At 68.8% G+C, this 14910-nt stretch carries 9 protein-coding genes; 7 read left to right on the top strand and 2 right to left on the bottom strand.

Annotation, left to right across the window (positions count from 1 at the left end; all coding sequences use genetic code 11):
* Positions 1–56: 56 nt before the first annotated feature.
* From TPR58_RS10245 to TPR58_RS10225, 5 genes are all read left to right on the top strand, one after another.
* Positions 57–755 carry a nucleotidyltransferase family protein gene (locus TPR58_RS10245; protein ID WP_346246686.1) on the top strand — a complete coding sequence of 233 codons (699 nt, stop codon included), beginning with the start codon at positions 57–59 and terminating at the stop codon, positions 753–755.
* Between the two features lie 75 nt (positions 756–830).
* Positions 831–3767, top strand: a complete 2937-nt coding sequence (gene addB / locus TPR58_RS10240) for a double-strand break repair protein AddB (protein WP_346246552.1) — start codon at positions 831–833, stop codon at positions 3765–3767.
* A 212-nt stretch (positions 3768–3979) separates the two neighbouring features.
* Positions 3980–7414, top strand: a complete 3435-nt coding sequence (gene addA, locus TPR58_RS10235; protein WP_346246551.1) for a double-strand break repair helicase AddA — start codon at positions 3980–3982, stop codon at positions 7412–7414.
* Between the two features lie 49 nt (positions 7415–7463).
* Positions 7464–7784, top strand: a complete 321-nt coding sequence (gene trxA, locus TPR58_RS10230; RefSeq protein ID WP_346246550.1) for a thioredoxin — start codon at positions 7464–7466, stop codon at positions 7782–7784.
* Between the two features lie 149 nt (positions 7785–7933).
* On the top strand, positions 7934–8329 hold the full coding sequence (locus tag TPR58_RS10225; protein WP_346246549.1) for a PEGA domain-containing protein: 396 nt from the start codon (positions 7934–7936) through the stop codon (positions 8327–8329).
* 75 nt (positions 8330–8404) lie between these two features.
* Here TPR58_RS10225 and argJ read toward each other — a convergent pair whose 3' ends face one another.
* Together argJ and TPR58_RS10215 are read right to left on the bottom strand one after the other, a co-directional pair.
* Complete coding sequence (argJ, locus tag TPR58_RS10220) at positions 8405–9634, bottom strand: bifunctional glutamate N-acetyltransferase/amino-acid acetyltransferase ArgJ (RefSeq protein ID WP_346246548.1); 1230 nt, start codon at positions 9632–9634, stop codon at positions 8405–8407.
* A gap of 58 nt (positions 9635–9692) precedes the next feature.
* Entirely contained in the window at positions 9693–10508 is an 816-nt protein-coding gene (locus TPR58_RS10215) for a 2-keto-4-pentenoate hydratase (RefSeq protein ID WP_346246547.1), read from the bottom strand.
* Positions 10509–10923: 415 nt separating this feature from the next.
* On the opposite strand from TPR58_RS10215, the gene TPR58_RS10210 reads away from it, so the two are divergent.
* Complete coding sequence (locus TPR58_RS10210; protein WP_346246546.1) at positions 10924–13821, top strand: TonB-dependent receptor; 2898 nt, start codon at positions 10924–10926, stop codon at positions 13819–13821.
* Between the two features lie 149 nt (positions 13822–13970).
* A complete protein-coding gene (locus tag TPR58_RS10205) occupies positions 13971–14849 on the top strand; it encodes an energy transducer TonB (protein ID WP_346246545.1) in 879 nt (292 codons plus the stop codon).
* Positions 14850–14910 lie beyond the last annotated feature (61 nt).

Genomic DNA, 14910 nt, shown 5'->3' with positions numbered 1-14910 from the left:
GCAAGAAGACCCTGTCGATCCGTCCGCAGCCGCGCGTCGCGGTTCCGGAAACCGCGATGGTCATGGCCGCCGGTCTCGGCAAGCGGATGCGTCCGTTGACCGCGACCCGCCCGAAGCCCCTGGTCCAGGTCGGCGGCCGGGCGATGATCGACCATGTGTTCGATCATCTGCGCGGTGCGGGGGTGAAGCGCGCGGTCGTCAACGTCCATTATCTTGCCGAACAGGTCGAGGCGCATCTGAAGGCGCGGGTGAAGGACATGGAGGTCCTGATCTCCGACGAGCGCGAGCAGCTGCTGGAAACCGGCGGCGGCCTGGTGAAGGCGCGCGAACTGCTGGGCGACAAGCCGTTCCTGTGCGTCAACAGCGACAATCTGTGGGTCGACGGCCCGATCGACGCGATCCGCCAGCTTGCCGCCGCCTGGGACGATGATCGGATGGACGCGCTACTGCTGATGGTGCCGCTGTCGCGCGCCAACGGGCATGCGGGGCAGGGGGATTTCCGCCTCGACGCCCGCGGTCGCATCATCGATCGGCGCAAGCCCGGTCGGCTCGCGCCGTTCGTTTATACGGGCGTACAAATTCTTTCGCCCCGCGTGCTGCGCGACTGGCCGGATGGGCCCTTCTCGACCAACTTGTTCTGGAACCGCGCGATCCAGGCCGGACGGGCGTGGGGCGTGGTGCATCAGGGCCTGTGGTTCGAGGTCGGCACGCCGGAGGCGATTGGCGAGACCGAGGCGGTGATGGCGGTCGCCTGACGGCGGCCGTCCACAGCATTTCCGGCAAGGTCGGATGACGCGCGGACGATAGCGTGGCATCGTCGGTCGGTCCCCATGCCGCAGCGTCTTCATCTCTTCACCATCCCGCCGCATCGCGCCTTTGCGGATGCGCTGGCCGCCGGGTTGATCCGACGCTTCGGCAGCGATCCGATGAAGCTGGCGCGCGGGCTGGTGCTGCTGCCCAATAATCGCGCCAAGCGGGCGATCTCCGACGCCTTCGTGCGCGCCAGCGAGGGCGGGCTGCTGCTGCCGCGGCTGGTCGCGGTCGGCGATCCCGAGCTCGACGAGGCGGTGTTCGATTTCGCCGACGAGTCCGCGCCGGTGCCGCGCGCGGTCGATCCGCTTCAGCGCCGCATGATCCTCGCCCGGCTGATCGGCGAGGCCCAGCCGGGGATCGACGCGGCGGAGGCTGTCCGACTGGCCGGCGATCTTGCCCGCACGCTCGACCAGCTGCTGATCGAGGAAGTCGAGCCGCGCCGGCTGAGGGAACTCGATGTCGGCGACCTGACCGCGCATTGGGAGCGCTCGCTGCGCCTGTTCGAGGTCGTGCTCGCCCGCTGGCCCGAGGAACTGGCGCGGCTGGGCGTCATCGACCTCGCTGCCCGGCGGACGCAATTGATCGATCGCGTGGCGACGCGGTGGCAGAACCATCCGCCGACCGGCTTCGTCTGCGCGGCCGGCATCACGACCGCGGTGCCCGCCATCGCCCGGCTGATGCGCAGGGTCGCCGAATTTCCGCAGGGCATGGTCGTGCTTCCCGGCCTCGCCACCGCGATCGGCGAAGAGGAGTGGCGGTCGCTGGGCCCCTTTCCGGCCGACCCGATGACCGGTCGCCGTCGTCGCTCGATCGAGACCCATCCGCAATTCCATCTGAAACTGCTGCTCGATCGCATGGGCGTCAGGCGCGAGGAATTCGACGACTGGCGGGGCCGCAGCGAGCATGATGCCGCGCCCGCCCGGTCGCGCGCCATCGCCTCGGCGATGCAGCCGCCCGAACTCACCCATCAATGGATCGCGCTGGCCAAGGGTGACCGCAAGCTGGACGGCGTCCGGCTGCTGGAGGTCGCGACCCCGGCCGAGGAGGCGCAGGCGATCGCGCTCGCGCTTCGCGAGGTGCTGGAGACGCCGGGGCGGACCGCTGCGCTGGTGACGCCCGACCGGGCGCTGGCGCGCCGCGTCGCCGCGCATTGCGCGCGATGGGCCATCCAGGTCGACGATTCGGCGGGCCAGCCGCTGTCGGTGCTTCCACCCGGCACGCTGCTGCTCGCGCTTGCCGAGGCAGCGGCGCAGGGCTTTGCGCCGCTGCCGCTGCTCGGCCTGCTCAAGCATCCGCTGGTGCGGCCCGACGACCGGCTCCCCTGGCTGGAGGGCGTGCGTGCGCTCGACCTTGCCTTGCGGGGGCCCAGGCCGGCGCCGGGGCTGGAGGGCGTCGACCGCTATCTCGCGGAACAGGATGGACGGGACGGTCCGTTGCGCGCCGCTGCGTTGCGCTGGTGGCCGGAGGCGCGGGCGGTGCTGGCGCCGCTGGAGCGTGCCTTTGCCGGGGGGCTGCAACCGATCGCGTCGCTGCTCTCCGCGCTGCGCGAGGTTGCCCAGGTGCTGGGCGGCGATACGCTGTGGGGCCGTGCCGACGGCCGGGCGGCGGCCAATCTGCTCGACGCGCTGGAGCGCGAGGCTGCCGCGGGGCCGCCGCGCGCCGACCCCGCCAGCCTGGCCCCGATGCTGCGCACGCTGATGGACGAGGAGGCGGTCCGCCCGCCCCAGGGCGGCCATCCGCGGCTCTCGATCCTCGGCCTGATCGAGGCGCGGCTTCAGACTGCCGACCTGATGATCCTGGCGGGCCTGAACGAGGGCGTCTGGCCCGGCCTTCCCGCGCCCGACCCCTGGCTGGCGCCGCGAATCCGCGCCGACCTGGAACTGCCCGGGCTCGAGCGGCGGATCGGCCTGTCGGCGCACGACCTTGCCGGTGCGCTGGGCGCGCCGCAGGTGCTGCTGACTCGCGCACGCCGCGACGCCTCCGCGCCGACCATTGCCTCGCGCTTCTGGCTGCGCATCCTGGCGCTGGCCGGCGACCAGATCGACCGCGCAGGCGACATTGCCGGCTGGCTGCGCGCGCTCGACGATCCGGGCGCGCCCGAGCCGGCGCGGCGGCCCGAACCCGCACCGCCCGCAGTGCAGCGGCCCAAGGCGATCAGCGTGACCGAGGTCGATCGCCTCAAGGCCGATCCCTATGCCTTCTACGCTCGCCGGATGCTGCGGCTGATGCCGCTCGACACCGTCGATGCCGATCCCAGCGCCGCGTGGCGCGGCACCGCGGTGCATGCAGTGCTGGAGCAGTGGTTCAAGCAGGACCAGTGCGACCCGGCGCGGCTGCGTCCCAGGGCCGAGGCGATGCTGGCCGACGAGCGGACCCACCCGATGATGCGCGCGCTGTGGCAGCCGCGGCTGATGGAGGCGATCGACTGGATCGCGGGCGAGATCGCGGCCAAGGCCGAAGCCGGCCGCCGCGTGCTGGCGGTCGAGCAGCGCGGGACGATCGAGATCGCCGGGGTGACGCTCAGCGGTACCTTCGACCGCATCGACCGGCTTGCCGACGGCACGCTCGGCATCGTCGATTACAAGACAGGCCAGCCGCCGACGGCCCGCGCGGTTCGCGCCGGTTACAGCCTCCAGCTGGGATTACTGGGGCTGATCGCCGAGCGCGGCGGGTTCGACGGGATTTCGGGGAAGGCGAGCTGCTTCGAATATTGGTCGCTCGCCAAATATCAGGGCAGATTCGGTCGCATCGCCACCCCGGTCGATCCGGAGGGCAAGCGCGAGCGCATCCCCACCGCAGACTTCGTCGCGATCGCCGCCGACAATTTCGCCGGCGCCGCCGCGGCCTGGCTGACGGGCAGCGAACCGTTCACCGCCAAGAAGGTCCCGGAATACGCGCCCTACGCGGACTATGACCAGCTGATGCGCCTCGACGAATGGTACGGCCGTGATTGAGGGCTGTCCCCCTCAAGGCGCGTCGCTCTCCTTTTCCTCCCCCGGATGCTGCGCATCCGGGGGAGGGGGACCAGCCGCAGGCTGGTGGAGGGGGGCCACGACAGCCGTGGCAGCCCCCTCCACCACGCCCTTCGGGCGCGGTCCCCTTCCCCCGGAGCCGCAGGGTCCTGGGGAGCAGAGGGCCTGTGCCGTCAACGCTCGGACACCGACCCATGTCCGCTGAACTTCGCAAGCTCCCGCCGCTTACCGGCGACCAGAGCGCCGCGAGCGATCCGCGGCGGCATATCTGGCTGTCCGCCTCTGCCGGCACCGGCAAGACCCAGGTGCTGGCTGCGCGGGTGTTCCGCCTGCTGCTGCGCGGGACCGATCCCGGCGCCATCCTGTGCCTGACCTTCACCAAGGCGGGCGCGGCCGAAATGGCGGCGCGGATCACCGGGCGGCTCGCGCGCTGGGTTCGCGCGACCGACGACGAGCTGTTCGACGATCTGGAGGCGCTGGGCGAGCGATCCGGGCCGGATGAACGCGCCGCGGCGCGGCGGCTGTTCGCCAAGGTGCTCGACGCGCCCGGCGGCGGCATTCGCATCCAGACGATCCACAGCTTCTGCCAGAGCCTGCTCGCCGCCTTCCCGGTCGAGGCCGGGCTGGTGCCCGGTTTCCGCCCGCTCGACGACCGCGAGGAATCGGCGCTGGCGCGCGAGGCGCTGGCGGAGATGCTGGTCGATGCCCCGGCGGCGTTGGTCGAGGACGTCGGCGCGCTCAGCTTGAGGCTGGGTGAAGGCGGGGCGGAGAGTTTCCTCCGGATGTGCGCCCGCTCGGGCGACGCGCTGGAACGTCTGCCGACCGACATCGGCCCGTGGCTGCGCTCGACGCTTGGCCTGCCCGAGGGCGATATCGAGGCGCATCTGGCGGAGTGGTGCTCCGACGCCGAATTCGATGTCGGCTCGCTAGGCCGCATCGCCGACGCCAATCGCCACTGGGGCACCGCGACCGGCATGGGGCAGGCGGCGGTGGCGCAGGCGTGGCTCGACGCTTCGCCGGACGGGCGCGTCGCGACGCTCGGCACGCTGGTCGGGCTGTTCCGCACCCAGAAGGGCGAGCCCAAAAAGGTGTCGGCGAAGCTTGCCGATGCCGACCCTGGTTATGAAGACATGGCGCTGGCGCTCGGCGATGCCTGCGCCGAACTGATCGCGATGCGCGCGCGGGCAGGCTATGCTGATATCCTCGCACGGGGCCTTTCGGCGGGGCGGCTCTATGCCCGGCGCTATTCCGAGGCGAAGCGCCGCGCGGGTGCGGTCGATTTCGACGACCTGATCCGGCTGACGGTCGAATTGCTGGGCCAGCCCGGCATGGGCGACTGGGTGCGCTTCAAGCTCGATCAGGTGACCGAGCATGTCCTGATCGACGAGGCGCAGGACACCAACTGGAAGCAGTGGACGATCGTCGCGGCGATCGCCGACGAGTTCTTCGCCGGCGAGACGACCCGCGGCGAGGGCGTGCGCACGCTGTTCACCGTCGGCGACTACAAGCAGGCGATCTTCGGCTTCCAGGGCACCGACCCGTTCTTCTTCGCGCTGGCGCACCGCCGGTTCGAGACGCTGGCCGAGGCTGCGCTCGACCCCGATCGCTACGACCCGGACGAGGGCCCGGTGGCCCAGCCGCTGGAGACGCTGTCGCTGACCTCCAGCTTTCGCTCGACCTGGCCGATCCTCGAATTCGTCGATGCCGCGATCGAGGCGCTGCCCGGCGACGCGCTGGGTGAGCACAGCCTGATCGAGCGCCATGCCAGCAAGGTCAGCGGGCCCGGTTCCGTGACCCTGTGGCCGACCACGCAGGAGGGCACGAGCGACGCCGAGGGCGAGGAGGGCTGGGTGGACGACGCCACCCGCGCGCTCGCCAAGCAGATCGCGCGCGCGATCAAGTCCTGGGTCGGGACGCTGATGCTGGAGAGCAAGGGGCGTACGCTGCGGCCCGAGGACGTGATGATCCTGGTCAAGCGGCGCGGCGAGCTCGCCTCGCTGATCGTCGCGCGACTCTATGCCGAGGGGGTGCCGGTGGCGGGCGTCGACCGGTTGCGGCTCAATGCCCCGCTGGCGGTGCAGGACCTGCTGGCGGCGATTCGCTTTGCGCTGCAGCCGGAGGACGACCTGTCGCTGGCCTCGCTGCTCGTCTCGCCGCTGGTCGGCTGGAGCCAGGAAGAACTGATGCAGGCCGCGGTCCGCGAGCGCGGCGGGCTGTGGCGGCATCTGCGCGCGACCCAGCCCGACGAGCGGCTGGCGCCGTTGCAGGAGCTGTTGCGCCGCGCCGACCTGGCGACGCCCTATCGCTTCCTCGAGGAAATCCTCTCGGGCGCGATGCAGGGCCGGCGCAAGCTGCTCAAGCGGCTGGGCGAGGAGGCGCGCGACCCGATCGACGAGCTGCTGAACGCCGCGCTCAATTTCGAGAGCGTCGCCACCCCGTCGCTTCAGCGCTTTCTCGACTGGTTCGATCGCGGGGATGTCGAGATCAAGCGCGAGGCCGAACAGGCGCATGGCGCGGTGCGGGTGATGACCGCGCATGGCGCGAAAGGGCTCCAGGCGCCGTTGGTAATACTTGCAGATGCAACTGTTGATCCGACCAAATCGCCGCGGGATTTCCTGTTGTGGCAGTTCGGCGGCCATGAAAGCGCGCCGATCCCGATCTTCCGCCCGCGCGCCGACCAACGTGGCGGACCGCTGCAGGACGCGATCGCGCGGGTCGATGCGCGCGAACTGCAGGAGCATTGGCGGCTGTTCTACGTTGCCGCGACCCGCGCGGAGGAACGGCTGGTGATCGCCGGCGCGCTGGGGCCGATGGCCAAGGGCGTGCCGCCCGAGCACAGCTGGTATGCCGCCTCGGCGCGTGCCTTCTCGGCGCTGGGCATCGAAGGCGAGGGGGAGCGCGAGTTTCGCGGCGTTCGCCCGACCGGCGCAGCCCGGCCCGGCGCCGAGGGTGATTCGGTCGCGCCTGCTCGACCTGCCTTGCCCGATTGGGCGATGCGCCCTGCGCCCGAGGAAGCGCGGCCGCCGCGGCCGCTGGCGCCCTCGTCGCTGGGCGAGGACCTGGTCGCGGACCCGCCGCCCAATCCGGCGATGCGCGCCGCCGCGGAGCGGGGGCGGTTGCTCCATGCGCTGTTCGAACGGCTGCCGGCGATCCCACCCGGTGAGCGCGCCGGAGCTGCGGAGCGCTGGCTGGCAAGTGCGGGGGGCGTCGCCGATGCCGGCGCCCGCGCCGAGCTTGTCCGTGCCGCGCTGGCGGTGACCGAGGATGCGCGGTTCGCCGATCTGTTCGGGCCGGACGCGCTGGCCGAGGCGCCGGTCGCCGCGGTGGTCGACACGGTCGTGGTTTCGGGCACCGTCGACCGGCTGGTCGTCACGGCGGATCGCATCCGGATCGTCGATTTCAAGACCGGCCGCCGCGCGCCGGCGACGCTGGCTGACGTGCCCCCCTATCATCTGCGCCAGATGTCGGCCTATGCAGCGGCGCTGGGCGTCGTGTTTCCCGGCCGCGCGATCGAGGCCGCCTTGCTCTACACCGCCGGCCCGACGCTGCACGTCTTGCCGAGCGAACTGCTGGCGCAGCACAAGCCGCGCTTGCAGGGGACGGAGCAAAGCTTGACCTCGCGCGCTTGAGCCGGCGGCTCCGCATTCATAGATACCGGTCAACAATCAGGAGATTTTCATGGGTACCAAGGTCACCAGCGAGGCCGCCTTCGAGGCCGATGTCCTCAAGTCCGACAAGCCGGTCGTCGTCGATTTCTTCACCACCTGGTGCGGCCCGTGCAAGATGATTGCCCCGGCGCTCGAGGAACTGGCGGACGAGATGTCGGACCGGGTCGCGATCGTGAAGATCGATGCCGACGAGCATCTGGACGTCGCCACCAAATATGGCGTGCGCGGCTTCCCGACGCTGATCCTGTTCAAGGACGGCCAGGTCGCCCAGACCCAGCCGGGCGCGATGCCGAAGAGCCAGATCAAGGCCTGGATCGAGCGCGGATTGTAATCGACCTGTCATTTTGTGACGGTGAAGTAACGGAAACGGCGCCGGAAACTCTTCCATAATGGATTGATTTTCCGGCTTGCCAACAAACCGGTTTGGGGTCACCTGTCGTGCACGGTCCATTCGGATCGCAACTTGGGGGGGTCCCAAAAATGAACGCTTATCTGCGCATTGGCGCAGCGCTCGTCGCTGTGTCCTCGCTTTCCGCTTGCGCCACCGTCCTGCGTGGCACGAATCAGAAGTTCGAGATCAGCTCGGTTCCGCCGGGCGCCGATGTCGAACTGTCGACCGGCCAGACCTGCGTCACGCCGTGCAAGCTCAAGCTGAAGCGCAAGGAATCCTTCACCGCAACGTTCAAGAAGCCCGGCTACCAGACTGCGACCGCTCAGGTGGAAAGCAAGTTCACCGGTGCGGGCGCGGGTGCGGGCAACATCCTGGCCGGCGGCATCATCGGTGTGCTGGTCGACTCGGGCAATGGTTCGATGCGCTCGCTGCGTCCGAGCCCGCTGGAAGTGAAGCTGGTGCCGGCCGACGGTTCGGCTCAGTAAGCTTCGGCTCCTTGGGGCAAGCTTCGGGGCCCGGGTCGCATCGCTTCGCGCGGTGCGGCCCGGGCCCTTTGCCTGTCAGCTGCGATAATCGGCGTTGATCTCGATATAGCCGTGCGTCAGGTCGCAGGTCCAAACCGTGGCGCGGCCTTCGCCCAGGCCGAGATCGACGCCGATCTCGATATCCTGGCCCTTCAGGTGTGCCGACACCGGGGCTTCGTCATAGCCCTCCACCGCCAGGCCGTTGATCGCGACCTGGGTGGTGCCGAAGCGGATCGACAGCCGGTCGCGCTCGGCGGGTTCGCCGGCCTTGCCGACGGCCATGACGACGCGGCCCCAGTTCGCGTCCTCGCCCGCGATCGCGGTCTTCACCAGCGGTGAGTTGGCGATCGACAGGGCGATGCGATGCGCGCTGTCGTCCGATTCGGCGCCCTCGACATCGATCGTGATGAACTTCGACGCGCCCTCGCCGTCGCGCACCACCAGCTGCGCCAGGCGCGTGCACAGATCGTCGAGCGCCGAGCGGAAGGCGTCGGCGCCCGGGCTGTTCTCGTCCTCGATCCGGCTGGTGCCCGACTGGCCGGTCGCGAAGGCGAGCACCGTGTCGCTGGTCGAGGTATCGCCATCGACGGTGATGCACGAGAAGCTGCGCCGGTTCGCCTCGCCGAGCGCCTTTTGCAGGAAGACCGGGTCGACCGAGGCGTCGGTGAAGATGAAGCCGAGCATCGTCGCCATATCCGGCGCGATCATGCCCGATCCCTTGATGATGCCGACAAGGCTGACGATCCTGCCGTCGATCACGACCTCCGATACCGCCGCCTTGGCAAAGGTGTCGGTGGTCATGATCGTGGCGGCGGCCGATTCCCAGCTGCAGGGTTCGGCGGTGAAAGCGGCATCCAGACCCGCCTCCGCCTTGTCGATCGGCAGCGGCACGCCGATCACGCCGGTCGAGGCGACCATCACGTCGGAGGGCAGGCAGCCGAGATGGCCGGCGACGCGCGCGGCGATCGCCTCGACCGCCGCACGACCTCGATTGCCGGTAAAGGCGTTGGAATTGCCGGCATTGACCACCAGCGCGCGCGCCTGACCCAGCGGGATCGCGTCGCGGCACCATTCGACCTCGGGCGACGGGCAGCGGCTCTTGGTCAGCACGCCGGCGACCGAGGTTCCGGGCGACAGCGTCACGAAGGTCAGGTCGCAGCGATCCCAGGTCTTGTACTGGGCGCGCGATACCCGCGGCGTGACCCCCGCGATCGGCGGCAGGTCGGGAAAGCTGGCGGGGGCGAGGGGGGAACGGGTGCTGCTCATGCCCGCGCGGTCGCATGCAGGTCCGCGCAATGCAAGGGCTCCGCTCCCCCTGACGGAGTCAGCGAGTCGGCGTGGCCGCAACGATGGTGCAGGCGACCTGAAGATCGTCGCCGAACCAGGCGGTGCTCGCCTGGCCCACGCCGATCTGGTGCACACCGGTGACGGCGCCGGACGAGATCCATTGGCCGGGCGTCAGCGCGACATCGTTTGCGGCCGCCCAGCCGAACAGGAAGGCGGCGGCACCGAACGGACCGTCGAGCATGTCGCGCGCCTTGGCGCGGCCCTGTTCGACGCCGTCGATGTCGAGGCGGATCGTCCAGTCCTCGAACCCGCGGCTCTGCCAGTTGGGGACCGGTGCGCCGACGACCAGGCCATTATTGTTGCCGAAGTCGGTGACGGTGACCGTGGGGCCCAGCGTGTTGATGCCGGGGAAGGGGGAGCTGGCGATCTCGATCCCGACATGGACCGCGTCGAGATGCACCATCGCCTCTTCGATCGTGAAGCTGGTCTTCGTCGGATCGGGCGTGCTGCCAATGCGCAGCAGGAACTCCGCCTCGGCCGCGCCGAACCCTTCGGCGAAGATCGGCATCGCCCGAACCGGCTCGGCCGGGACGACCGCGTCCGGAAAGATCGCGCCGACTAGGCGGTTGGCGCCAAGACGGGTATCGGCCGGCGGCGGGATGCGGCCGACCTTCCAGCCGGCGACCGGCTCGCCCCAGAGCGTGATTGCGTTGTGCTGCACGGCATAGCCCTGTGCGAGCGTCTCGGGAACGACACCGGGATATTCGGGCAGCCCATGGGCCTCCCGACGCGCAGCCACGAAAGCCTGCGCGATCTTCAGCGCCTCTCCAACCCCCGGTTCTTCTTTTCCCATGCCGGCTGTGTATGGGGGACCGGTGTCATTGGCAATAGCCGACGCCGGATCGGTGATCTAAAGCCTCCGCAAATCAGATCTAAAAAGCTGAATAAACTATATATTTTATGGATATACGGCCGCTTGAGCCTGACGGTCGGATGGCAGGTGGCGCAACGCGATGGAATGGTCGGCCTGTCCCGGCACGGGTGAATGGCGACGATCGAGCTGTCCCGCCTGAATGGCGATGCGCCAAGGTCACACCCTGATTTCCTCTCGTAAGGCGCGAATTGCCGCGCCTTGACAGCTGACTATTTTGGTTCCAATTCGCGATGACACCGGTAACCCGTCTGTGGCTGCCGGGATCGACCTCAAGCAATATGAGGCGATCGCATTGCACAGGCTCCGATGGGCCGTTCAAAGGGGAGGTTTCTTGATGCGTCTCGTATTTCGTCCGCAGTTCCGCACCGTTCTGGCGCTGACCGCCGCCGCGTCCAGCCTGGCGATCGCGACCGCGGCGCAGGCGCAGGACAGCGAAGCACCGGTTGCGGAGCAGGAGGCCGGCGAAGAGATCGTCGTCACCGGTTTCCGCGCCTCGCTCGACGCCGCGCTCAACGTCAAGCGCGAGTCGGTCTCGTCGGTCGATGCGATCGTCGCCGAGGACATCGCGAAATTTCCCGACCAGAACCTCGCCGAATCGCTGCAGCGCATTCCCGGCATCTCGATCCAGCGCGACGCGGGCGAAGGCCGTGCGATCACCGTCCGCGGCCTGGGTGCGCAGTTCACCCGCGTTCGCCTGAACGGGCTGGAGACCGTCGCGACCTCGACCGACGGCGCCAGCGCCAATCGCGACCGCGCGTTCGACTTCAACGTCTTCGCGTCCGAGCTGTTCAGCTCGATCGTCGTCCACAAGACCGCCGAGGCCTCGCTCGACGAAGGGTCGCTGGGTGCCGTGGTCGACCTGAACACCGGCAATCCGCTGGCGGGCAAATATGGTCTCACCCTCGTCGCGTCTGGCCAGGCAAGCTACAACGACCTGTCGAAGAACTGGGGCCCGCGCGCCGCAGGCCTGCTGTCGTGGAAGTCGCCGGACGGCACCTTCGGCGTCGCCGTGTCGGGCGCCTATCAGAAGACCGACAATGTCGAGCTGGGCAACAACACGGTTCGCTGGGCGCAGGCGCGGTTCGACTCGGTTGACGGTACGCCCTGCTTCTATTCGGCCAACAGCGGCGGCAATCCGGTCGCAAACACCGGCGGCAACTATCGCCCCAGTGCTGCGTGCGACAAGGCGGCGCTGTCGTTCCACCCGCGCATCCCGCGCTACGGCGAGGTTCGGCATGACCGCGAGCGTCTTGGCCTGACCGGCAGCGTCCAGTGGGCACCCAGCGACGCCACGAAGGTGTCGATCGACGCGCTTTATTCGCGGTTCAGCGAAATCCGCGAGGAAAAGTGGGGCGAGGTCCTGCTGCGGTCCAACGAGCGCTCGATCAACCTCGTCAACCCGACCTATGATTCGAACAACAACATGGTGTCGGCGACGCTGAACGACGCCTGGGTCCGCACCGAGCATTACTGGCGTGAATCGCACACCGAATTCTACCAGATCGGCGGATCCTGGGATCAGGATCTGGGCGACAAGTTCCGCTTCACCCTGGCCGGCGGCTATTCCAAGTCGACTGCAGACATCCCGGTCGAGACGACGGTCGTGTTCGACGATCGCGACGCCCAGGGGTTCAAGTTCGACTATACCAACAGCCGCAGCCCGCTGCTGCAGTTCGGCACCAGCGTCACCGATCCGTCGAACTTCCAGCTCGCCGAAATCCGCGACCGTCCGTCGACCGTCACCAACGACTTCACCACCGTAAACCTGCGCACCGAATGGGACGTGACCGAGGGCTTCACGGTCAAGGCGGGCGGCGTCTATCGCCGCTTCGGCTTCGACACCAAGGCCTATCAGCGCGACACTGCGGTCTGCGGGAATGGCGGGCTCGATCTGGTGCTGCGCCAGATCACCTGTTCCGCGAGTTCCGCCTTTGGTCCGAACGCCGTCTATGGCTTCCAGGCGACGCCGGCGCTGTCCGAGCTGTTCACCCTGGGTGATGCGGGCCAGCCCTCGGGCAACACCAACCAGTGGCTGGTGCCGAACCTCGAGGCGGCGACCGCCTTCACCAAGCTCTATGACCGCGCGCTCGCGCTTGACGTCGGCAACAACCGCAACGTCGTCGAGGAAGTGAAGGGCGGCTATCTCCAGTTCGATGCGAAGGGCGATCTGCTCGGCCTTCGCTACGCGCTGAACGCAGGCATCCGCTATGCGCGGACCGACCAGCAATCGACCGGCATCAACGGTGCCGCGACCGTCACGTTCAAGCGCGACTATGAGGATTGGCTGCCGGCCGTGAACCTGGCGCTGTTCCCGACCGACAACATCATCATCCGCGCAGCCGTGGCGGACGTGATGACCCGTCCGTCACTGGGCAACTTGACCCCGGGTGGTTCGGCTGACGGGTTCAATTACCGGATCAACTTCGGCAATCCGAACCTCGATCCGTTCCGTGCGACCGCGTACGACCTTGCGGTCGAATGGTATTTCGCGCCACAGTCGATCTTCTCGGTCGCGCTGTTCAAGAAGGATGTGGCGAGCTTCCCGGTCGCATCGACCCGCACCGAGGCGACCTTTCTCGAGACCGGGCTGCCGACCTCGGTGCTCAACACCTCGTCGCCGGCGTTCCTGAACCAGGGTCAGCTGGCGCTGCCGATCTGGACCATCACCACTACCGTCAACGGCACGGGCGCGTCGCTGGAGGGGGCCGAAATCTCGCTCCAGGCGCCGCTGAAGTTCCTGCCGGGTTTCCTCAGCAACCTCGGCATCATCGCCAACGCGACCTTCGTCGACTCCAGCGCGACCTATACGACGCAGGGACCGGCGGTGACCCCGTGCGTGCCCTCGGCCACGAACCCCGCGGCAGCCTGTGCATTCGGTCCGCTGGTCAACGTGACGCGCGACAGCACGCTGTTCGGCCTGTCCAAGCGCGCCTTCAACGGGACGCTCTATTACGAGGACAGCAAGTTCTCGGCACGCGTATCGGTCAGCTATCGCGGCCCCTATGTCGATGCCAACAGCGGCACCGGCAACGTGTTCGAGGGCTATAACGAGATCACGAACGTCGATGCGTCGATCCGTTACAAGCTGACGCCGCAGATCGAGCTGTCGGTCGAGGGCAACAACCTGACCGACGCCTATCGCGATCGCTACACCGATCTCGATGCCAACCGGAACTACGAATATAATCACTTCGGCCGCACCATCCTGCTGGGTGCGCGCTTCAAGCTGTAAGGCCTCGCCTCACGGTGTCTTCCGATCGCCGCGTCCGGTTCCTGCCGGGCGCGGCGATCCGCATTTCGGGGGCGTTGCATCGCGCGCGTAGCTTTGCGAAAATGGGCGGGCAGGGGGCGACCAGGGCAGGACGAACGAAGGACCGAACGATGGCGACGATGATGCTGGCACTTGCGCTTTACGCGGCGATGCCCGCCGGCGCGGCGAGCGACCCGGCACCGCGGCCGATCGACGATCCCGCGACCTGGGTGACGCCCGCCGATTATCCCGCCGCGGCGCGGCGCGCCAACATGCAGGGTACGTCGGCCGTGCGCTTGGCCGTCGACGAGAGCGGCGGGGTGACCGGGTGCGAAGTCACCGCGTCGAGCGGCTGGGCGCTGCTCGACGCGCAGAGCTGCGGACTGTTGCGCCAGCGGGCGCGGTTCGCGCCGGCGGCGGTGCGCGGCCGCAAGGTCGCGTCGGTATGGCAGAGCAAGTTCACCTGGCGCATGCCGAGCGCGCCGGCGATGCTCGGCAACTGGGCACGCGCAACCCGCATGGTGGTCGACCCGTCCGGCGCGGTGCCGAGCTGTTCGATGCAGGCATCGGGCCCGGCGACACAGGCCGATTACTGCCTGGCCGTGCGGTTCCTGGTCCCGGCGGGGCGCACGGCGTTGCTGGGTGGCGCGCAACCTGCCGCGATCGAGGTGCGCGAGCTCCACACGGTCGATGGCGGCCAGGCACCCGACATGGGCGACACCGTCGGCCAGGAGGTGCTGTTCACCTCGCGCATCCGCTATGCCGTCGATGCGGCAGGCCAGATCACCCGGTGCACGATCGAGCAGAGCAAGGGGACCGACAGCTTCCACATGCTGGATGGCGGCTGCGACCCCAGCCTCGACTATGCCGCAAGTGCCGGCACCGCGGGACAGGGCAGGCGGGTGACGCTGACGCGGATCGTGCTGCGCCAGCGACTCGACGCACCCGCCGCCCCCCGGCCGAAACCGCCGGCCCCCTTCCAGCCACGGCCCGGCGAAATCATCACCTGACGCGATCCGGCGCCTGCATCGGTCCCGATCGGTCCCGATGGGGCGATTTTCGGATTGGCGA

The sequence above is a fragment of the Sphingomonas rustica genome, assembly GCF_039652585.1.
Classification (GTDB): Bacteria; Pseudomonadota; Alphaproteobacteria; order Sphingomonadales; family Sphingomonadaceae; genus Sphingomonas; species Sphingomonas rustica.
The sequence above is the reverse complement of the archived record's forward strand: the minus strand, read 5'-3'. Positions and strand labels throughout refer to the sequence as shown.

What these genes read in the sequence shown, in the direction of transcription:
- addB (WP_346246552.1), top strand. Translation starts at nt 831, where the DNA reads ATGCCGCAGCGTCTTCATCTCTTCACCATCCCGCCGCATCGCGCCTTT.
- TPR58_RS10210 (WP_346246546.1), top strand. Translation starts at nt 10,924, where the DNA reads ATGCGTCTCGTATTTCGTCCGCAGTTCCGCACCGTTCTGGCGCTGACC.
- TPR58_RS10245 (WP_346246686.1), top strand. Translation starts at nt 57, where the DNA reads ATGGTCATGGCCGCCGGTCTCGGCAAGCGGATGCGTCCGTTGACCGCG.
- TPR58_RS10205 (WP_346246545.1), top strand. Translation starts at nt 13,971, where the DNA reads ATGGCGACGATGATGCTGGCACTTGCGCTTTACGCGGCGATGCCCGCC.
- trxA (WP_346246550.1), top strand. Translation starts at nt 7,464, where the DNA reads ATGGGTACCAAGGTCACCAGCGAGGCCGCCTTCGAGGCCGATGTCCTC.
- argJ (WP_346246548.1), bottom strand. Translation starts at nt 9,634, where the DNA reads ATGAGCAGCACCCGTTCCCCCCTCGCCCCCGCCAGCTTTCCCGACCTG.
- TPR58_RS10215 (WP_346246547.1), bottom strand. Translation starts at nt 10,508, where the DNA reads ATGGGAAAAGAAGAACCGGGGGTTGGAGAGGCGCTGAAGATCGCGCAG.
- addA (WP_346246551.1), top strand. Translation starts at nt 3,980, where the DNA reads ATGTCCGCTGAACTTCGCAAGCTCCCGCCGCTTACCGGCGACCAGAGC.
- TPR58_RS10225 (WP_346246549.1), top strand. Translation starts at nt 7,934, where the DNA reads ATGAACGCTTATCTGCGCATTGGCGCAGCGCTCGTCGCTGTGTCCTCG.